Source organism: Anaeromicrobium sediminis (assembly GCF_002270055.1).
In the GTDB taxonomy this organism is placed as follows: domain Bacteria; phylum Bacillota; class Clostridia; order Peptostreptococcales; family Thermotaleaceae; genus Anaeromicrobium; species Anaeromicrobium sediminis.
Window position 1 is genome coordinate 254,820 of record NZ_NIBG01000001.1, and the last position, 18,718, is coordinate 273,537.

General features: G+C 28.8%; 21 protein-coding genes. 8 read left to right on the top strand and 13 right to left on the bottom strand.

Features of this window, described 5'->3' with window-relative positions; translation table 11 throughout:
- Window positions 1-9 precede the first annotated feature (9 nt).
- The 3 genes from CCE28_RS01245 to CCE28_RS01255 all read right to left on the bottom strand — a co-directional run bounded on the left by CCE28_RS01245 (window position 10) and on the right by CCE28_RS01255 (window position 2,911).
- A complete protein-coding gene (locus tag CCE28_RS01245; protein WP_095130163.1) occupies window positions 10-1,164 on the bottom strand; it encodes an iron-containing alcohol dehydrogenase in 1,155 nt (384 codons plus the stop codon).
- Window positions 1,165-1,573: 409 nt separating this feature from the next.
- Entirely contained in the window at window positions 1,574-2,335 is a 762-nt protein-coding gene (locus CCE28_RS01250) for a MerR family transcriptional regulator (protein ID WP_095130165.1), read from the bottom strand.
- A 78-nt stretch (window positions 2,336-2,413) separates the two neighbouring features.
- Window positions 2,414-2,911, bottom strand: a complete 498-nt coding sequence (locus tag CCE28_RS01255) for a helix-turn-helix transcriptional regulator (RefSeq protein WP_176461587.1) — start codon at window positions 2,909-2,911, stop codon at window positions 2,414-2,416.
- A gap of 281 nt (window positions 2,912-3,192) precedes the next feature.
- Here CCE28_RS01255 and CCE28_RS01260 point away from each other — a divergent pair, with 281 nt between their 5' ends.
- Window positions 3,193-3,669 (top strand): DUF6363 domain-containing protein, encoded by a 477-nt coding sequence (locus CCE28_RS01260; RefSeq protein ID WP_095130168.1) that lies wholly within the window; start codon window positions 3,193-3,195, stop codon window positions 3,667-3,669.
- A gap of 46 nt (window positions 3,670-3,715) precedes the next feature.
- Here the strand turns inward: CCE28_RS01260 and CCE28_RS01265 are convergent, their stop codons facing one another.
- The 3 genes from CCE28_RS01265 to CCE28_RS01275 form a co-directional block, all read right to left on the bottom strand.
- Window positions 3,716-4,066 carry a DUF1971 domain-containing protein gene (locus tag CCE28_RS01265; RefSeq protein ID WP_095130170.1) on the bottom strand — a complete coding sequence of 117 codons (351 nt, stop codon included), beginning with the start codon at window positions 4,064-4,066 and terminating at the stop codon, window positions 3,716-3,718.
- Between the two features lie 216 nt (window positions 4,067-4,282).
- Complete coding sequence (locus CCE28_RS01270; RefSeq protein WP_095130171.1) at window positions 4,283-4,480, bottom strand: YwbE family protein; 198 nt, start codon at window positions 4,478-4,480, stop codon at window positions 4,283-4,285.
- 129 nt (window positions 4,481-4,609) lie between these two features.
- Entirely contained in the window at window positions 4,610-5,506 is an 897-nt protein-coding gene (locus CCE28_RS01275; RefSeq protein ID WP_207652832.1) for an acetamidase/formamidase family protein, read from the bottom strand.
- A gap of 330 nt (window positions 5,507-5,836) precedes the next feature.
- Here CCE28_RS01275 and CCE28_RS01280 point away from each other — a divergent pair, with 330 nt between their 5' ends.
- The 4 genes from CCE28_RS01280 to CCE28_RS01295 all read left to right on the top strand — a co-directional run bounded on the left by CCE28_RS01280 (window position 5,837) and on the right by CCE28_RS01295 (window position 9,564).
- On the top strand, window positions 5,837-6,364 hold the full coding sequence (locus CCE28_RS01280) for a DUF4358 domain-containing protein (protein WP_095130174.1): 528 nt from the start codon (window positions 5,837-5,839) through the stop codon (window positions 6,362-6,364).
- A 33-nt stretch (window positions 6,365-6,397) separates the two neighbouring features.
- On the top strand, window positions 6,398-6,925 hold the full coding sequence (locus CCE28_RS01285; protein ID WP_095130176.1) for a DUF4358 domain-containing protein: 528 nt from the start codon (window positions 6,398-6,400) through the stop codon (window positions 6,923-6,925).
- Between the two features lie 174 nt (window positions 6,926-7,099).
- Window positions 7,100-8,422: an MBOAT family O-acyltransferase gene (locus tag CCE28_RS01290; RefSeq protein WP_330396794.1), complete on the top strand. Its 1,323-nt coding sequence runs from the start codon at window positions 7,100-7,102 to the stop codon at window positions 8,420-8,422.
- Between the two features lie 14 nt (window positions 8,423-8,436).
- On the top strand, window positions 8,437-9,564 hold the full coding sequence (locus tag CCE28_RS01295) for a DHHW family protein (RefSeq protein ID WP_095130180.1): 1,128 nt from the start codon (window positions 8,437-8,439) through the stop codon (window positions 9,562-9,564).
- A 104-nt stretch (window positions 9,565-9,668) separates the two neighbouring features.
- Here the strand turns inward: CCE28_RS01295 and CCE28_RS01300 are convergent, their stop codons facing one another.
- The 4 genes from CCE28_RS01300 to CCE28_RS01315 form a co-directional block, all read right to left on the bottom strand.
- A complete protein-coding gene (locus tag CCE28_RS01300; protein ID WP_207652833.1) occupies window positions 9,669-10,589 on the bottom strand; it encodes a hypothetical protein in 921 nt (306 codons plus the stop codon).
- A gap of 112 nt (window positions 10,590-10,701) precedes the next feature.
- Window positions 10,702-12,117 carry a sensor histidine kinase gene (locus CCE28_RS01305; RefSeq protein ID WP_095130184.1) on the bottom strand — a complete coding sequence of 472 codons (1,416 nt, stop codon included), beginning with the start codon at window positions 12,115-12,117 and terminating at the stop codon, window positions 10,702-10,704.
- 80 nt (window positions 12,118-12,197) lie between these two features.
- Window positions 12,198-12,908, bottom strand: a complete 711-nt coding sequence (locus CCE28_RS01310) for a hypothetical protein (protein ID WP_095130186.1) — start codon at window positions 12,906-12,908, stop codon at window positions 12,198-12,200.
- A gap of 93 nt (window positions 12,909-13,001) precedes the next feature.
- On the bottom strand, window positions 13,002-13,655 hold the full coding sequence (locus CCE28_RS01315) for a response regulator transcription factor (protein WP_095130188.1): 654 nt from the start codon (window positions 13,653-13,655) through the stop codon (window positions 13,002-13,004).
- A gap of 126 nt (window positions 13,656-13,781) precedes the next feature.
- Between CCE28_RS01315 and CCE28_RS01320 the strand changes: the two genes are divergently transcribed.
- Window positions 13,782-13,961: an H-type small acid-soluble spore protein gene (locus CCE28_RS01320; protein WP_095130190.1), complete on the top strand. Its 180-nt coding sequence runs from the start codon at window positions 13,782-13,784 to the stop codon at window positions 13,959-13,961.
- Between the two features lie 65 nt (window positions 13,962-14,026).
- Here CCE28_RS01320 and htpG read toward each other — a convergent pair whose 3' ends face one another.
- Window positions 14,027-15,907, bottom strand: coding sequence for a molecular chaperone HtpG (htpG, locus tag CCE28_RS01325; protein WP_095130192.1), 1,881 nt, complete (start codon window positions 15,905-15,907; stop codon window positions 14,027-14,029).
- 238 nt (window positions 15,908-16,145) lie between these two features.
- Window positions 16,146-17,030, bottom strand: a complete 885-nt coding sequence (locus tag CCE28_RS01330; RefSeq protein WP_095130194.1) for a fumarylacetoacetate hydrolase family protein — start codon at window positions 17,028-17,030, stop codon at window positions 16,146-16,148.
- 288 nt (window positions 17,031-17,318) lie between these two features.
- On the opposite strand from CCE28_RS01330, the gene CCE28_RS01335 reads away from it, so the two are divergent.
- Window positions 17,319-17,684, top strand: a complete 366-nt coding sequence (locus CCE28_RS01335; RefSeq protein ID WP_330396795.1) for a phage holin family protein — start codon at window positions 17,319-17,321, stop codon at window positions 17,682-17,684.
- 242 nt (window positions 17,685-17,926) lie between these two features.
- Here the strand turns inward: CCE28_RS01335 and CCE28_RS01340 are convergent, their stop codons facing one another.
- Entirely contained in the window at window positions 17,927-18,136 is a 210-nt protein-coding gene (locus CCE28_RS01340; RefSeq protein WP_095130196.1) for a DUF1657 domain-containing protein, read from the bottom strand.
- A 363-nt stretch (window positions 18,137-18,499) separates the two neighbouring features.
- Between CCE28_RS01340 and CCE28_RS01345 the strand changes: the two genes are divergently transcribed.
- Entirely contained in the window at window positions 18,500-18,706 is a 207-nt protein-coding gene (locus CCE28_RS01345) for a DUF1657 domain-containing protein (protein WP_095130198.1), read from the top strand.
- Window positions 18,707-18,718: the final 12 nt, after the last annotated feature.

Genomic DNA, 18,718 nt, shown 5'->3' on the forward strand with positions numbered 1-18,718 from the left:
TTATTTTATTTACTTCATGTCTTCTCCGTAGAAAGCAGACTTGTATATCATTGCCACATCTTCTGGGCTACTGCTTCTTGGGTTTGTTAGAGTACAAGGATCTTCGAATGCATTCTTAGACATACGATCTAATACTTCTAAGAACTTATCTTCGTTAATCTCTACTTCTGTTACTTCTTTAAATGTTAATGGAATATTAAGCTTCATATTTAACTCTTTAATAGCTTGTGGTAGATCTTCAATTCCTAATAACTTTTCTAACTTCTCAACTTTATCAGTTGCTGTTCTATTGTATTGAACAATATATGGCATTAATATGGCATTAGTCAAACCATGAGTAATTCCAAATTCTCCACCTATCTTATGAGCAAGACTATGTACTAATCCTAAAGATGCATTAGTAAATGCCATACCTGCTAAGGTAGAAGCATTATGCATATCTTTTCTTGCTTCCATATCAGCACCATTTTCATAAGCAGCTGGTAATTTATCAAATACTAATTTAATAGCTTCTAAAGCTATTGGATCTGTATAACTAGTAGCAGATATAGATACCCAAGCCTCAATTGCATGAGCTAAAACATCCATTCCTGTATTTGCCGTAATATGAGGTGGCATCTTAGCAGGAAGTTGTGGATCTAGTATGGCTATATCAGGCGTAATTTCATAGGATACGATTGGGTATTTAATGTGGTTTGCCACATCTGTAATTACTGAGAATGCTGTTATTTCTGATGCTGTTCCACTTGTAGATGGAATAGCCACAAATTTAGCTTTATTTCTTAGCTTCGGTAAACTACCCGGCTCTATGATATCTTCAAATTTTAATTCTGGGTGCTCGTAAAATGCCCACATGATTTTGGCTGCATCAAGAGCTGAACCTCCACCTATAGCAACTACCCACTCAGGTTCAAATTCTAACATTGCTTTAGCACCAGCTACAACAGTTTCTACTGATGGATTAGGCTCTACTCCATCAAAAATAGTAACTTCCATACCAGCCTTTTCTAAATATGCTTTAGCTTGATCTAAGAATCCAAATCTCTTCATTGAGCTTCCACCAGTTACTAGGATTGCTCTTTTTCCTTCTAAAGTTGATAAATATTCTAATGTACCATCACCAAATACTATATCCTTTGGTACACGAAACCATTTTAAATCCATGTGAGTTCCCCCCTTGTGTTTGTTAATTTTTTATCCAATTATACTATAGCAAAATTTAGTTAATATGTAAACAGCTTTTTTGCATATTTTTCTTTTTTGGTTATAGCCTATGATATTACCTATTTTCTTTTGCACAAGTAATAGACACTATGAATTCCAATTAGTACAAACTACCATTTACTGTATATTCAGTCTTGTTTATGTGTTATTTTTTATACAAATCTATACATACTGAAAACTAAAAATAAACATTATGTTTTTATTTGTGAAAAATTTTATTTGATATTTTATTAAATTTATTTTTTTAATCTTGATATATTTATTTTATATTAATAACTACTCGGTATTAATTCAGCAAAAATAGAAAGTCAAAAGATTTAACCACTCTTTTGACTTTCTATATACCTTATTACTTTTTATTATTACAATATACTTCAATGGCATCTTTAACAAACTTTGATAACCCTTCTCTATTCTTGTCTATATTCATAGTAAATCTCTCATCTGTCACATACAATTGGCCTAGTCCTTCAAATATTTCTATAGTACATTCATAAAAGTTATCTGTTATATACTGCCTATATGCTCCTATAAGTTCTTGTACTTCTTCATCTTCTGGCCCCTTATTCATTAGAGTTCCTAGTTTATGAAAGAATTCATTTCCCTTTGAGCATATTTCCTCCCACTTATTCTTTGTATATGATTTAGTTTTTTTATTACATTCCTCCACTATACTACTATCATACTTTTCTCTAACCTCTTTAGCATATTCATCCTTATGCTTATTAATTTCATTCATATCAAATACATTAAACATGTCTTGTTTTTTCATAGTTTCTACTCCCTTCATAGTGTTCAAAGTTGTATCTATGGAGGCAATAATATTATCTAGTCTCTTTCTTTTTAAGATTAAAAGATTCTTCTGCTCTTTTAATGCTCTCTCTCTCCCATATTTAGGATCATCTAATATTTCCTTTATTTCACTTAGCTTAAAACCCAACTCCTTTAAGAACAATATTTGCTGTAAACGTTCTAAATCTTTATCTTCATATAACCTATATCTAGATTCATTAACAGAAGATGGTTTTAACAGTCCAATATGATCATAATGATGCAATGTTCTAGGACTAATACCAGCTAATTTTGACAATTCTCTAACTTTGTACGCCATATTATCACCTCCATCTTCATAATAATCTATCACGTAACGTTAAAGTCAATAAAAATATTATTCTTTTATAACATGTAATTATCCATTATTATTAGTTTTATATTGACTAGGAGTATATCCTATATATTTCTTAAATATCTTACAAAAATAACTTCCATCCGTAAATCCATATTTAGCCCCTATACTAGAAATACTATCCTGACCTCTAATAATATCTTCCCTTGCATAGGTTATTTTTGTCCTTTGAATTGCCTCCGTAATAGTAATACTCGTATCTTTCTTAAATCTATGAGCCAGATAAGATGGGACCATATGTAGATGGGTGGCTATATCCTTTAATTTAACATTCTCATATATATGGGTATGTACGTACTTATACACTCTTTTAGATAACCCTGTCTTTAATTCTCCAGAATAAGATCTAGCTAAATTGGAATATTCTTTAGCCATGTGATAATAATAATAATAATATAAAGGACCTAAGTCATTTATATTCTCAATTTTGTTTATATTAACAATAGATATATCCTGTAAAACCTTAGGACATATGCCCACTTCATACAATGCTCTTCTCATTAAGGAGTTTTGTATTATCAAAAAATTTTTAGCTCCTCTCTTTAGATCACCAGGAACTAACCTGTGTTTTAAATTTAAAAGTTCTAAAAAGAATCTATGAGCAATATGCTCTGTATATTTTATTACATCCTCAGTGCGTCCTTTTTTTATTAAATCTAATACCATATCCTCTACATGATATAAATCTTCTAACTTTTCTTCATTAAATAGATACTTTTGAAAATTCTTCTACTAAATTTGAGATAGTTGCTACAAATTGTATTTCAGGCAAAGCTTCTTACATGGATGGATCTAAATATAATACTCTGCTAGACAATTTAAAGGCTTCCAGTAGCTTACCCTTCATATCAAAGCCCTATATAATTTCTAATGTACCTCATTTAGATGGGGGACTTACAGATCCAATCTCTTTCAAAAGGGCCTTGGAATTAGGTTATGAAAAAATAGTAGTAATTTTAACTCAACCTTCATCTTATGTTAAAGAGCTATTAAAACTTCCAGGATTTTTACAATCTAAGTATAAAAAATACCCCAAAATATTAAAGGCATTAAAAAATAGACATGATCTCTATAATAAACAAAGAGATGATTTATTCCAGTTATATGAGGAAGGAAAAGCATTCATCATAATGCCACCTACAAAGATTCCAGCTAAAAGGATTGATAAAAATTTGAAGAGATTACACCGTGCTTATGATTCTGGCTATGAATATATATGTGCTCACGGAGATGCTCTGAAAAGATTTTTAAAATTATAATTTACTAAAAGAGAAGCGATTTCTCGCTTCTCTTCATTATTTGTACCTAAATAAAGTCTTCCCCTGGCCTAAGTGCATCTTTATCAATCTCTTTAGTTTCAGTTTCTTTTACCTCATAGAATTCAACTTTAAATTCTACTTCACCAGTAATTATAACATGATGGTATCGTTCAGGAGAAATGACTATTGGATGATCCACATCGGCAGTAATAACATCCTCTGGCGTATCCTCCCAAACGTAATCTAAACTTCCTTTAAGTACAACTATATTGCCATATTTACCTTTAGGTGCCATATGTTTATTAAGTATTCCAGGTGCAACAGTGTTTTCATTCATAATAGGTGTTTCTCCTATTTTTGCTGCACCCTCTGGTAAGCTTACATTTTGATAGTTCATTTTAGTATCCTTTCTACTGATTAAGTTCTTTAATCAGATTTTCTAAACTTCACTACGTACTATTACATATATAAATTTTCTTTCAAATTAATCATTTTCTGTAGTAACAGTCCTTATATTTATTATAAGCAATATTTTATATTTATATATATTATTAATATTTAAATACTCCTACAAAAAAAGCATCTAACCTCTTCGCCAGATGCTTTCATAATGCTAAATATTTATTATTTCCTTAACTCTACCCACAATACCACTCTCAAGCCTAACTTTAATACCATGTGGATGTGTATATGAGTTAGTAAGTATATCCTTTACTACCCCTTCTGTTAATTTTCCAGATTGTTGATCTTGCTTTTGTACAACCTTTACTTTCATTCCCTGTCTTACATTCTCACGTCTAGTTCCTGGCATAGTAAGCCTCCTTAGTTTCTATCTATTCTTTATTAGCACTTGTCTTATTTGTTTCTACTCGATTATAACAGATATATTCAAATGCCTAAAGGTCTAATCAAATCTAAAATCTATCTCAGTTTTAACATATTAAAACAATCTAAAGCCATATTTTTCTAGCACCCATTTGGGCATACTAAATCTAGCTGTCTTTAGTGGGTCTACCACTTGACATATTTCGGTATTACCAACTGCACTAAATAACATGGCCATATCTCCAGAGCTTAAGTCCATTCTAGATGATAATAGTTTCTCCATATCTGATACAGCATCATATACAGATTCATCTAAAGTTTCCTTTGAAGCTATAGTAGCTATACAATCATCATTTTCAATTAATGGATTATTTAAAGTAAATCCCTTAATGACTTCAAGGTTCACTGTAACCTTTCCAGAAACTTCAACACCACTTACACCTATCTCACCATCACCCATTACAGCATGTAAATCACCAAGGGCAAATAATGCGCCTTCTACAAATACTGGTAAATACAGTGTTGTATTTTCCCTAATCATTTTGTTATCCATGTTTCCTCCATGAATCCCTGGAGTACCACAATTAATTCCATCACCTTCTGTTGCCACACCTATTACACCTATCATTTTATTTAAAGGAATTCTCAATTTATCATCAAAAATGGCATAATTATCTTCAATTTTAACAAGCTTTGATTGAAGCCCCTCTATCCTATCTCCTAATACTCCTAAATCTTTTCCTGTTGACATTACTCCTTGATCACCAATTTCAATATTTTTAATGTTTACCTTTAATATATCTCCAGGCATTGCATCCTCTATGTAAACAGGTCCTGTAGCTGGATTTACCCTATCCCAATCCATGGCTTCTAGTTTATCTTCTGCTCTTTTAATCTGATTTGCAAAACAATCTAGAGTCTCAATTTCTACTGTAGTTCCACTATGTATTTTTAGTACGGGTTTATTAGTTTCGGAGAATTGAAAAATATGTTGTTCACAAGATAATTTCATTTTAATTGCTCCTCCCTTTTTCCAATTAAATTTCTTTTTTATAACTTATGATATCTCATTATGTAAATATATTAATATCTATTTTATTTGCTACACATCATCTAATATTATCGGTTTCTACTAAAGTAAATAACTATAATTTAATATTACTTATTACATATATTTTACCATTTATTTTTTAGGATAGGTGAAAATACCACGAATTCATGGAATATGGCTGCTATATACTATCAATTTCAATTTTTTCTCTATGGAACTTTTTTTGTTCTTCCCGTGTCTAACATAACGTGATAAAACAAAATATATAAATTTGCCAAGGAGGAATTAAGAATGAAGAAGATTTCAAGCTTAATTATTATAGTTTTAACACTTTTTCTATTTGCAGGATGTAGCCAACAGGGAACTCAAGTTAATGTATCCGTAAAGGATATTGTTGAAAATATTAAGATTCAAATGATTGAAGATATGAAAGTAGCTGGTGCTCCAGAAGACATGTTTAAAGATGGAAAATTGCCTGGATACATGGAAACTGATTTAGGGTTAGAAGGTCAAGACGTGATATCTAAATTATTTAATAAGGAAGACCTTGAAGAAGGTATTGTATTACAGCATATGATGAATGTTAAATCAGACTTAATAATAGTTTTAAAGGCAAAAGATGAGTCTAAAGTAACTAATCTAAAAGCCTCATTAGAGAAAGTAAAAGAGCAACAAGAGCACATTTGGTCAACTTACCTACCAGATCAGTATGAAAAAGTTAAAAACAATATTATAAAGGCCGAAGGTAATTATTTAGTATATATTACTTTTGATAACCCTGAAAATATTGAGACTGTATTTGACAGTGCTTTTAAATAAGAAAGTTTAAAAAATCTGTTAGGAGGAATAATAATGAAGAAAATACTAGGAGGAGTAATGATGAAAAAAATATTAAGTTTATTGGTTGTGTTTATAACTCTTTTTTCATTTGTTGGTTGCAGTGAAAAAGTGCCAAATATTGCCATGAAAGATATAATGACTAATATTGAAAATGAGAGTCAAATTGTTTCTGGACTTACGGAGTTAGATTTAAAAAAGGCTGATTTAAATGATTATGAAAAACAAATAATTGAATCTTTAGATCTTAATACGGATGATATTGAAGAAGGTATTATGAAATTCCCTATGATAAATCTTCAAGCGGATAGTGTTATCTTATTAAAAGCAAAAGATAGTTCTAAACTTCCAGAATTAAAGGTATCTCTAGAAAAATATGTTGAAAATCAGATAAAAGCATTTGAAAATTATTTGCCACAAAATCTTGATGTAGTTAAAAATCACATTCTTAAGGAAAAAGGAAATTATATAATACTTATTGTTTCCCATGAAGCAGACAAAATAGAACTAGCATTTGACAATTCTTTTAATACTTCAAAATAATAAAAGGCACATATAGTGCCTTTTATTATTAAATAAGTATTATAGTCCTAGATATTATTAAAAGAGAGGTGCCTCATGGTATTTAGCAGCTTGGTTTTTTTATTCATTTTCCTACCAGTAACATTATTGATTTATTTTTTATCACCTAAAAAAATGAAAAATATAGTTTTATTAATGGCAAGTTTAATTTTCTATAGTTGGGGTGAACCTATTTATATATTTTTAATGATTTTTTCATCAGTGGTTGATTATATACATGGTTTATTACTAGAAAAGTTCCGACATAGTGATAAAAAAGCAAAACTTGTTGTTCTATCATCAGTAATTATAAATTTAAGTTTATTATCATTTTTTAAATATGGAAACTTTTTTATTGAGAACATAAATCATTTACTTCATACAAAGTTCTTATTACCTAATTTGCCTCTACCCATTGGAATTTCATTCTATACCTTTCAAACAATGTCATACACTATAGATGTATATCGTAAAGAAGCACCTGTACAAAAGAGTCCAATAGGATTAGCAACATATGTAACATTATTCCCACAATTAATTGCTGGCCCTATTGTACGTTATCAAACAGTAGCAGAACAAATCAATAATAGAAAAGAAAATATAGATAAATTTGCAGAAGGTATAAGAAGATTCATCATTGGTTTAGGAAAAAAGGTCCTGCTTGCCAATAATATAGGAGTCCTTTGGAGCCAAATACAAAATACCCATATTAATGACTTAACTGTATTCACTGCATGGCTAGGTATAATTGCTTTTTCATTCCAAATTTATTTTGACTTTAGTGGATATTCAGATATGGCTATTGGACTTGGAAAGATGTTCGGGTTTGAGTTTTTAGAGAACTTCAACTACCCATATATATCCCAAAGTATTACAGAGTTCTGGCGTAGATGGCATATGTCCCTTGGTACTTGGTTCAAAGATTATGTTTATATCCCACTGGGAGGAAACAAAGTAAGTAAAATAAGGATGTATGGCAATTTATTTATAGTATGGTTTCTAACGGGGCTTTGGCATGGGGCTAGCTGGAACTTTGTTATTTGGGGATTATACTTTGGAATAATAGTAGCTATTGAAAAGGCAGGTTTATTAAGAATATTAGAAAATTTATGGAAACCACTTAGACATACCTATGTTATCTTCTTACTACTTTTAGGGTGGGTATTATTTGTCTTTGATAATTTTTCTATGGGATTGAATTATTTAAAAGTAATGTTTGGATTAAATAATGCTAATTTGTTTAATAATCAATTCTTATACTATTTATACAATTATGGAATTTTATTCATTGCATTAATTATTGGCTCTACACCTATTGTGAAAAATAAGCACATGGCATTGATAGAAATTTTAGATAAAAAGCTTAAAATATTTTATGAAAATATAGTAGTAACATCTATTTGTCTTGGCATACTATTTCTTTCTACCGCATATTTAGTAGATGCAACATACAATCCATTTCTATATTTTAGGTTTTAAGGGGGTTTTTGAATATGTATAAGAGTTCTAATAAAATAATTGTTATAATCTTTATATTGTTTCTCCTTAGTGTAAATATTTTTAATGTACTTACCCCTGATAAAGATTTCTCTGAATCAGAAAACCGGGTACTAGCTAAAGTTCCAAAATTTAGTATGAAAAATCTAATGTCAGGGAGATTTTCAAGTAAATTTGAAAATTATATTACAGACCAGTTTCCTTTCAGAGATTTTTGGGTTGCAGTTAAATCTGATATGGAACGATTAGCACTAAAAACTGAAAATAATGGTATATACTTCGGTAAGGATGGATATTTATTAGAAGATTATAAAAAAAACAATGAGCAATTGATGGAAAATATAGAAAGTATAAATGGATTTGCTAATAGATTGCCCAATGTTTTAACCCATTTTTTATTAGTTCCAAATTCAGTAAAAATATACGAAGATAAATTGCCTCTATTTGCAAGCCCCTATGATCAATTAGAATCTATTAATATGGTAAAAGAAAATTTATACGAAAATGTAGATTTTTTACATGTGTATGATATCTTAAATAATAAAAAGGATGAATACATTTATTTTAAAACGGACCATCACTGGACAATGCGAGGAGCATATTATACATATGAGCTATGGGCTAAACAATTAGGCATTGAGCCTTACCCTATTAATGACTTTAACTCAGAAATAGTTAGCAATTCCTTTTATGGAACATTTTATTCCAAGTCAAATAATAGGCGTGTTCCTCCTGACTCTATTGAAATTTTTAAGCCTAAGTTTCATGTGGAATATAATGTTAGTTATTTAGATAATAATAAATCATCCGATTCGCTATATGAATATAGTCATTTAAATAAAAAGGATAAGTATTCCATATTCCTAGATGGTAATCATGCATTAATTACAATTAAAACTAATATTAATAATGATAAAAAGCTGGTAGTTTTTAAAGACTCCTATTCCCATTGTTTTATTCCATTTTTAGCAAACCACTATGACGAAATTCATGTGATAGATTTAAGATATTACAAGTTAAATATCTATGATTATATACAAGAACATGCAATCAAAGAAGCATTATTCTTATATAATATGACCACTTTTTCAGATGACAAAAACATTCAATTATTAAATATTTAGAAAAACCTCTCAAAGCGTATTGAGAGGTTTTTATGATCACTGTATATAAAAAATATAATATTAATTCCTAAAATCCAACTAAATAAGCAGTATTTTTAATAAAATTATTTATGTAATGTATTTTCATCATATATAAATATGTCTTTATCAAAACTTTGATTAAATTTAATTGTATAATCACAGCCATATGTTGACTCTAGCTTATTGTTTGTAAAACTTTGAAACTCCTCTTTTATAATAATTCCTGTTTCTACATCATACCAGTATCTTGATATATATTTAGTAGGACTATTATATACATCCATTCTTTCAAAAGTTCCTTCTGAATAAAGAACCTTTCTTCCTTCATAATCAATATATTTCATATCACCTAGTATTGAATTGTTAGTTGTAATAAAGTATCCATTCATATAAGGATAAGATCCTCTAATTTCTTTCCTATAATTTTTAATTATCCCCCTTGTAGTAGAATATAAAGTATCTTCACCTTTAGAGTATATGGTTAAATAAACTAATTTATCATTTTCATACTCTTCTTCACGATAATTGCCATTGTAAAAGAAAAATCTTACATATCTCTTTAATTTTTTTTCTGTAGAATTGTATATATTAGATTCTACAGAATATCCTTTAGAACAGCTATTTTTTGCTTGTTGATTAAGCTCCATCATTATAGGGATATTCTTTTTTATTTTTTCCAAGGCTGCTTTTATCTCATGATCTTTTATTTCATCAGGTAATTTTTCAATATATTCTTCCCAAAATCCTATTAAGTCATTATATTCCCTTTTAATATCCTCATCAACGTATATATTGGAGTTATTTGAAGCTATTGAATTTTTTTGTAAATTAGTAACTGTTTTAATGCTAACACTCTCTTCTGCTTTATTGTTAGATTCTTTAGAGCATCCAGGAATAGATAGTACAAGTGTAATAAGTAAAATACTAATAATACCTTTTTTATTGTAATTCATCTGTTTTTCTCCTATTTTAATTCTTTTAATTACGATACCAATAAACTTCATAATATTCATTGCATTCCCTAATTAAAGTATATTTTTTAAATATATAAGAATTTTATAGAAGTTGTAAAAAAGTTGTAAAATTTAATAAATATATTAACTTTATTAAGTATAATTATCCAAATACAATTTTTATGGTAGTTCCTTTATTAATCTCACTTATTACTTCTAATTCTAGTCCATGTATTTTTCCTATTTCTGCACAAATAGAAAGTCCTAGTCCAACACCATTATTCTCTCTTGACCTTGATTTATCAACCATATAAAAAGGTTCAAAAATTTTGTATAAATCTTCCTTAGGTATGCCAATTCCTTCATCTTTTATTTCCAAAGTATTTTTTAATCCTTCCTTTTTATATAAGCTTATATAAATTTTTGAACCATATTTGGATGCTTTTATAGCATTGTCGATTAAATTTATGATTAAATTTTTTATTAAGTCTCTTTCAACAAGAACTTCATATTCTTCACCTATTATGACTAACTCAACATTTTTTTCCTGTAATTTAGGCTTTAATGCATCTTTTATTTCAAGTAATATATTCTTTATATTTTCATTTTTCATTTTAAATTTTTCTTTTTTTAATAAAATTAAGTTCATCATTTTCCATGATAAAGATTCTAATCTTTTTCCTTCGCTAAAAATGTAATTTAATCCTTTTAAATAAATTTCTTCATTGTATTCTGTAGAACGAAGGTAATCCGCATATCCGATGATAGAGGTTAATGGAGTTTTCAATTCATGGGTTAAGTTGTCTATAAATCGCTGCTTCTCTTCAGTCTTTTTTTCTAGCTCATTAATTTTTTCTTCAATAGCTTCTGACATTTCATTAAAATTTTCAGACAACACTCCTATTTCATCCTTCGTATGGATATTTACTCTTTCCGAATAATTTCCCTTTGCAATTCTTTTTGTTATGCCTATCATCTTACTAATGGGTTTTGTTATATTCTTACTTAAAATGTATAGTCCAATTATCAATACGATAAAGATGAATGCATTTAATTTCATAAAAAAATGAAATTGACTTTCTTTATCTTCATATATATAAGTGATATCTCTTACATATGAAAATTTAAAAGCTTTTTCATCTGCATATAAAACATTTGTTATGAATAAAAATGTCTTGTCAGATATATCCCTAATAATATATCTTCTTTTATCTTCAAGAGGATCTATTAATTCTTCTCTCTTACCTTCAATTTCAAAGTCTATATTGCTAAAGATAATATTATTACCTTCATCTAATATTTCTACATGCATATTTTCATCATTGAAATTTTTCAAATATTCAACAGTGGCTGAATATAGGATTTTATCATAATCATAATAATTTAAAGCTTGCTTTTGGGCTAAAGCTAAATTTACACTCATACCAGAATAAATGCTCCAATGTTCACTTAGTCCACGATCTACTTCTCTTTCTAACTGTATCTTGTGACTATTCTCTATTAAAAAGAATCCTGTGAAATTAAATATTATTAGAAACAAAATCAAAAAGTATAAAAATATTTTTTGCCAAAATTTCATTGAAGCCCTCCATTCCTATGGTATTTTAATATTAAAAGAAAAGCATAAGGTTTATTCCCTATACTTTTCTTTCTCTTCTATTATTCAATTATTTTAGTATTCTGTGGATCTAGTGTTCCCCCTGAAAAATCACATACTTTCTTATTCACCAAATCTATTGTAATATATATATAATCTGTCATTCCTTTTCCATAGGAGAATACAAGCTGCGTTAGTTTATTATTTGATCCCCATTTATATTCTCCTATAAGTTTTATATCCTCCATATTGCCAATAAGTTTATTTTGTTTAATAAAATTAACACTCAATTCTTTTATTTCTTTTATAGTAACTTTTTGCGCTTTTCTATTTCTATCTCCATTAAGGGCACCTATATGAGTTATCTTCTCCGTTTTAACGTCTACAGATCCACCATATAATGTGCTAGTATCTTTTAATTCCCAATTTTCACTTAATGGTTCATCTCTCCAATATACAATCCATTCTGCCACTTTACCATTTTCCTCATATACAGGTCGAATATCATTTGATAAGTTTTTACCATCCACTTTTTCATTGAAGTATTTTTCAAGGGCTTCTTTCATGATTTCTACTGCTTTTTCCCTTGATATTCCATCATTAATTTCTTCTTTACTTAAAACTTGTTGTACTATTTGTTTATTTGTCTCTGTCATCAATACATCCTTAGACATTTGACTATTAATAGTAGCTGCATAAACTTTTGCTCCTACTAATACACCCAGAGTCAATACCCCTATCAAAACTAAAGATGGTATTTTTTTTGTTCTCATATTTTTCCCTCCATTTTGCAATTTAGTTTACAAATAGAGCATATAGTAACAATTTATAATAAGTATCACATACTTGTAAAATAGTTGTAAATTCTAATCCTTCAATCGATATCCAACTTTATATACAGTAGTTATGTTTTCCTCTAATTTAAACTTCTTTCTCAGTCTTTGAACATGCATATCCACAGTTCTCGTCTCTCCTAAATAATCATATCCCCAGACCTTCTCTAAAATTTTCTCCCTTGATAAAGCCATGCCTTTATTTTCTATTAGCAATATTAAGAGCTCATATTCTTTTAAGGTTACATCTATAATTTCACCATTTTTCTTTACAACTCTTTCATTCAAATTGATTTCTAAATCCTTAAACCTTAAAATACCACTTTTCTTTCCGTATCGTCTCAATACCACTTCTACTCTAGCTAAAAGTTCTATGGATTCAAAGGGCTTTACCATATAGTCATCAGCCCCACTTTTAAGACCCTTAACTTTATCTAAAATGGAATCTTTGGCCGTTAAGAAAATAACTGGTATACCCTTGTTTTTTATTTTTTCCATAACACTGAATCCGTCCAACTTTGGAAGCATTACATCTAAAATAATTAAATCAAAGTTTTCCTTCTCAATGATTTCTAAGGCCTCATTCCCATCATAAACTTGTTTTGTCTCATAATTAATCATTCTCAGATTTAAATTAATTAGATCTGAAATAGGTAATTCATCTTCAACAATTAATATTTTACTCAACTCATTCACCTCTTACTATAGTGCTACTATTTTCGAGTCTACCATATTATGCTAATATCATAAAGAATATTTTATTGTTTTGGTGTAAATAATATAGTTGTTTATATTATTAAGGAGGTATTTATTATGAATAACCAACGTGCTAAAGAGATTGCTTCTTCTTCAATTATGGCTAATGTAACCTACAATGGATCTCAGGTTTACATTGAGGGAGTAAATGAAACTAATAATACTGCTAATATCCACTTTCTCAACCAGCCAGAAAATAGACAAGAAGTATCTTTAAATAGTTTAAAAGAACACTAAAATAAGATTTCATGGAATGAAAAGAAAAACCACTTTCAAGATTTATACTTGAAAGTGGTTTTTGTCTATATCATTATTTCGCATATATTATTTGTAAATTCTACTGGGTCGTTAATTGGTAATCCTTCAATCAGTAGGGCTTGATTATATAATAAATTTGTGTATAGATTAATCTTGTCCTTATCCTTTTGGAAAGCTTCTTTCAACGATTTAAACACAGCATGATTCATGTTTATTTCTAAAACTTTATCTGCTTTTATATTTTGGTTATTAGGCATGGAATTTAATATTTTTTCCATCTCTATGGAAAATTCACCATCGTTTGATAAACATACTGGGTGCTTCTTTAATCTTTTTGATGCTCTAACATCCTTTACCTTGTCTGATAGAATATTCTTCATATGCTCAAACAATTCTTTGTTCTCTTCTTCATTCAAGTTTGATTCGCTTTCATTTTCTTCCATTTCTATACCTAAGTCACTGCTTGATACAGATCTAAATTCCTTATCTTTATATACCATTATCATTCTTATAGCAAACTCATCCACATCATCAGTAAAGTATAAAATTTCATAGCCCTTATCTGATACTAGTTCTGTTTGTGGCAGTTTCTCAATTCTTTCATTTGATTCTCCTGATGCATAATAAATATATTTTTGTTCTTCTGGCATTCTAGAAACATATTCATCTAAAGTGACCATTTTTTTCTCTTTTGATGAATAAAACATTACTAAGTCTTGTAAAGCATCCTTATTACTTCCAAAGTCACTATAGATTCCATACTTTAATTGTCTTCCAAAGGATTCATAGAACGCTTCATACTGATCTCTTTCATTTTTTAATAAATTACTAAGCTCATTTTTAATTTTATTTTTAATGTTTTTAGCAATTAATTTTAACTGTCTATCATGCTGCAACATTTCTCTAGATATGTTAAGGGACAAGTCTTCTGAGTCCACTATTCCTTTTACAAAACCAAAATAGTCTGGCAACAATTCTGAACACTTATTCATGATTAAAACGCCATTAGCATATAACTCTAATCCCTTTTCATATTCCTTTGTATAAAAATCATATGGCATTTTTTCTGGTATAAATAAAATTGAATTATAGCTTACAGCACCATCAACTTTAATATGAATATGTCTTATTGGCTTGTCAAAACCATAGTGCTTTTCCTCATAGAATTTATCATAATCTTCCTTCATCAATTCATTTTTATTTTTTTTCCATATAGGCACCATACTGTTTACAGTTTTTTCTTCTATGTATTCTTCGTATTCTTCTTCACTACCCTCTTTAAGTTTTCTTTCAGTTACATCCATTTTAATTGGATATCTAATGAAATCAGAATATTTCTTTATAATAGATTGTAATCTGTATTCCTCAAGATAGTCATCAAATTTTTCATCTTCTGTATTTTCTTTTATTTTAAGTATAATGTCTGTACCAATAGTTTCTTTTTGGCATGGTTCAATAGTATACCCCTCTATACCATTAGATTCCCACTTGTAGGCTTCATCACTACCAAAAGCTTTACTCATAACAGTAACTTCATCTGCTACCATAAATGCAGAATAAAAACCCACACCAAACTGACCAATAATATCATGACCATCTTTTAATTCATTTTCCTTTTTGAATGCCAAAGATCCACTCTTAGCTATAACACCAAGGTTATCATCGAGCTCCTCCTTTGTCATACCAATCCCCGTATCAGAGATTTTTAATAATCTGTTTTCCTTATCAATGTTTATTTTAATAAAGTAGTCATCTTTATCAAAAGTCAATGAATCATCTGTTAATGTCTTATAATAAATTTTATCAATGGCATCGCTAGCATTGGAAATGAGCTCTCTTAAAAAAATCTCCCTGTGAGTATATATTGAGTTAACCATAAGATCAAGAAGTCTTTTAGACTCTGCCTTAAACTGCTTTCTTCCCAAGTAAATCTCTCCCTTCATAATAAAAAGATAATCAATTATCCTTTTCAGATAAACATTTTTAATTAAAGAACGCACAAGGGTGATTCTAGCTTTTGTGCGTCAACCATTTAAATTTTATTTTGTTAGCACTCTCTTTAATCGAGTGCTAATTTACTTTTAAAATACATCTTTTTTTATAATTTGTCAATACTTTTTAGAGTTTTCTTATTTTTAAAGTTATAAGTAAAACACATTTTAATTACTTATGATTACTTTTTAAGTCCATTACAGGATTTATAAGAGGTTCGAATCCATCAATCCAACATTCTACCACATCGCCCTCATTAATATGGACTGCTCTAGGAGTTCCTGTAGAAATTATATCCCCTGGCAACATGGTCATTACTTTAGAATGGAAAGAAACCAAATAAGCTGGAGGGAAAGTCATATTTGAAACATAATTTTGTCCATGAATTTTCTTATTAATTACTGTTGCTACCTTTAACTTCATAACATCTTCAATTTCATCAGGAGTTACTAGCACAGGTCCGAAACTAAAGAAAGTATCAAAACTCTTTGCCCTTGTTAAATATCTAGGATTAACTCTTAAAATATCCTCTGCTGTCATATCTATAATAGTTGTAAATCCTGCCACAACATCTAGCCAGTTTTTCTCATGAACACCTTTACACTTTTTGCCAATGATAATACCTAACTCCCCTTCTGATGTGGTTTTATTTGATTGTAGTGGTATCTTTATGTAATCCTTATGTCCTATAATAGTTGTATCTGGTTTCATAAAACTTGCAGGTGCAGTATTAGGAGCTTTTTCCTCTAAATCAGCAGCATGGTCAACATAATTTAATCCAATTCCCCAAATCTTTCTAGGTTCACGATATAGTGGACAAAAAATGACCTTATCTTTTGAAATAATATGCTCATTAAGATTTTCAATTTCTTCTTTTCCACCCAACCTATACCAATCATTCATTTCCTCTAACTGTCCTGATTGAATAAGTTCAAACATACCTATGTTCCAATTTTTATTTAACTTTTCATTAATAGTCCTTAAATAAATTATCCCTTTGTTTGTAACGACAGAAGCTTCTTCACAATTCCCTACCTTTACTGTAGCCAATCTCATTTCCCTTACCCCCTTATTTAAAACAAAAACATATTTATTATTAAATTGGCCACAAAGCTTTTTATTTCCTTCTATAATACATAACTTTTAAAATTGTATTTATTCTTCTTAGTTTATGTTTGAGTTAATTAACCTCTACAAAACATAACTTACCTTAGTATTTTTTTGCAAAATTAAATTTATAATTATGTTTTTAAAAGCATTGTGTTAATAGCATAATATTCTACTTACATAAAAACTCTTTGAAATAGAAATACTGTATATATATCATAATTGGAGGTGATTAAGTTGAGAGAAAGAAGAGCAGAACATAGTGATTTTAGCATAGGAGGCATGTTAGTAAGAGTAATAGTATCAATGATAGTTTTAGCAGTAGCTGCTTTCTTTACACCATATTTCACTATAAGAGGTTTTGTTCCTTTAGTTTTGGCAGCTGTATCCATTGGTGTAATAGATTATGCAATAGAAAGATTTACTGGATTTGATGCAACTCCCTTTGGTAGAGGCATAACAGGATTTGTTGTATCTGCAGTTATTATCTATATAACTGGTTATCTTGTTCAAGGTGTAGGAGTAAATGTTATAGGTGCAATATTAGCAGCCCTATCAATAGGAATTATTAATATGTTCATTCCAGGAAGAAGTGTAATGTAACTATAGTTTTCTATAGTTACATTATCTATCTTTATTTATTAATAGTTTTTTGATTTAAAAAAGAAAATACTATCTTTTGATAAAGATATATAATTAAAAATCAATATCCAAACTTTAGCTAAATTTATATGTATTTTCATTTCAAATTAAAGTTTTGGATCACAACTTAAATCCATTGAAAAAATCCCCCAACTAATTGGGGGATTTTATATTATTTACCTATACAAAGTAGAAATTATTTTTTATTGTTGTTGATTATATTGAGGTTCCTCACTTTTAACAAAATCAACTCTGTTTTGAAGCTGTTGTGCAGCACTTTCCATTGTTGAAGATAATTGATTAAACATTGTTTTAGCTTCTTCATTATCTGTATCCAAAGAGAATGTTTTTAATTGTGCAGCAAGACCTTTTGCACCTGCTAAAGTTTGTTCTAGTTTATTTACTGTAGTCATATAAACTTTTCCTCCATTTCAAATAGTAGTTTACAAGTATAGTATGCGTAAACTGAACAAAATAATAACTTATGGCCTGAAATTCCATAAATTTGTATGATAACTAATTAATTCTAATTAGTTGATAATATGAAATTAGGTACTTTATAAGGAACATTTAAAATAATTGTGTAAGTATTTTTCATAATTTACGCAATTAATTTACCTACTTCTTCTACTAGTTATATAGACTTATTTACAAAAATGTAAAAATAAAGAAGTATGTAGAAGTTTCATCAAATATGGAATAAATATGCAAACTAATCTTTGTAAATAATTGTAATAATAAATTTATAAGTAATTCTATAAAAAGAGGTGATAATAATGACTGTTAGTTCCAAAATAAAACAGACACTGGCTAATTTAAAAGGGACTCAAAGTACCTTAAGGCTTTATTCAATACAAACTTTAGATGAAAATACAAAATCTACTTTTGAAGAAGCGTTAATAGGGACAAATGAAATAATAAAGGATTTAGAAGATCGGCTAAAAACGTTAGAATTTGAAGAACCACAATATAAAGGTTATTAAGTGAGGGAATGA

Coding starts and splice junctions, on each gene's coding strand:
- CCE28_RS01280 (WP_095130174.1), top strand. CDS start 5,837: ATGAAGAAGATTTCAAGCTTAATTATTATAGTTTTAACACTTTTTCTA.
- CCE28_RS01285 (WP_095130176.1), top strand. CDS start 6,398: ATGAAGAAAATACTAGGAGGAGTAATGATGAAAAAAATATTAAGTTTA.
- CCE28_RS01310 (WP_095130186.1), bottom strand. CDS start 12,908: ATGAGAACAAAAAAAATACCATCTTTAGTTTTGATAGGGGTATTGACT.
- CCE28_RS01245 (WP_095130163.1), bottom strand. CDS start 1,164: ATGGATTTAAAATGGTTTCGTGTACCAAAGGATATAGTATTTGGTGAT.
- CCE28_RS01320 (WP_095130190.1), top strand. CDS start 13,782: ATGAATAACCAACGTGCTAAAGAGATTGCTTCTTCTTCAATTATGGCT.
- CCE28_RS01330 (WP_095130194.1), bottom strand. CDS start 17,030: ATGAGATTGGCTACAGTAAAGGTAGGGAATTGTGAAGAAGCTTCTGTC.
- CCE28_RS01290 (WP_330396794.1), top strand. CDS start 7,100: ATGGCAAGTTTAATTTTCTATAGTTGGGGTGAACCTATTTATATATTT.
- CCE28_RS01300 (WP_207652833.1), bottom strand. CDS start 10,589: ATGAAGTTTATTGGTATCGTAATTAAAAGAATTAAAATAGGAGAAAAA.
- CCE28_RS01250 (WP_095130165.1), bottom strand. CDS start 2,335: ATGGCGTACAAAGTTAGAGAATTGTCAAAATTAGCTGGTATTAGTCCT.
- CCE28_RS01255 (WP_176461587.1), bottom strand. CDS start 2,911: ATGAGAAGAGCATTGTATGAAGTGGGCATATGTCCTAAGGTTTTACAG.
- CCE28_RS01295 (WP_095130180.1), top strand. CDS start 8,437: ATGTATAAGAGTTCTAATAAAATAATTGTTATAATCTTTATATTGTTT.
- CCE28_RS01340 (WP_095130196.1), bottom strand. CDS start 18,136: ATGACTACAGTAAATAAACTAGAACAAACTTTAGCAGGTGCAAAAGGT.
- CCE28_RS01265 (WP_095130170.1), bottom strand. CDS start 4,066: ATGAACTATCAAAATGTAAGCTTACCAGAGGGTGCAGCAAAAATAGGA.
- CCE28_RS01260 (WP_095130168.1), top strand. CDS start 3,193: ATGGATGGATCTAAATATAATACTCTGCTAGACAATTTAAAGGCTTCC.
- CCE28_RS01275 (WP_207652832.1), bottom strand. CDS start 5,506: ATGAAATTATCTTGTGAACAACATATTTTTCAATTCTCCGAAACTAAT.
- CCE28_RS01305 (WP_095130184.1), bottom strand. CDS start 12,117: ATGAAATTTTGGCAAAAAATATTTTTATACTTTTTGATTTTGTTTCTA.
- CCE28_RS01345 (WP_095130198.1), top strand. CDS start 18,500: ATGACTGTTAGTTCCAAAATAAAACAGACACTGGCTAATTTAAAAGGG.
- CCE28_RS01270 (WP_095130171.1), bottom strand. CDS start 4,480: ATGCCAGGAACTAGACGTGAGAATGTAAGACAGGGAATGAAAGTAAAG.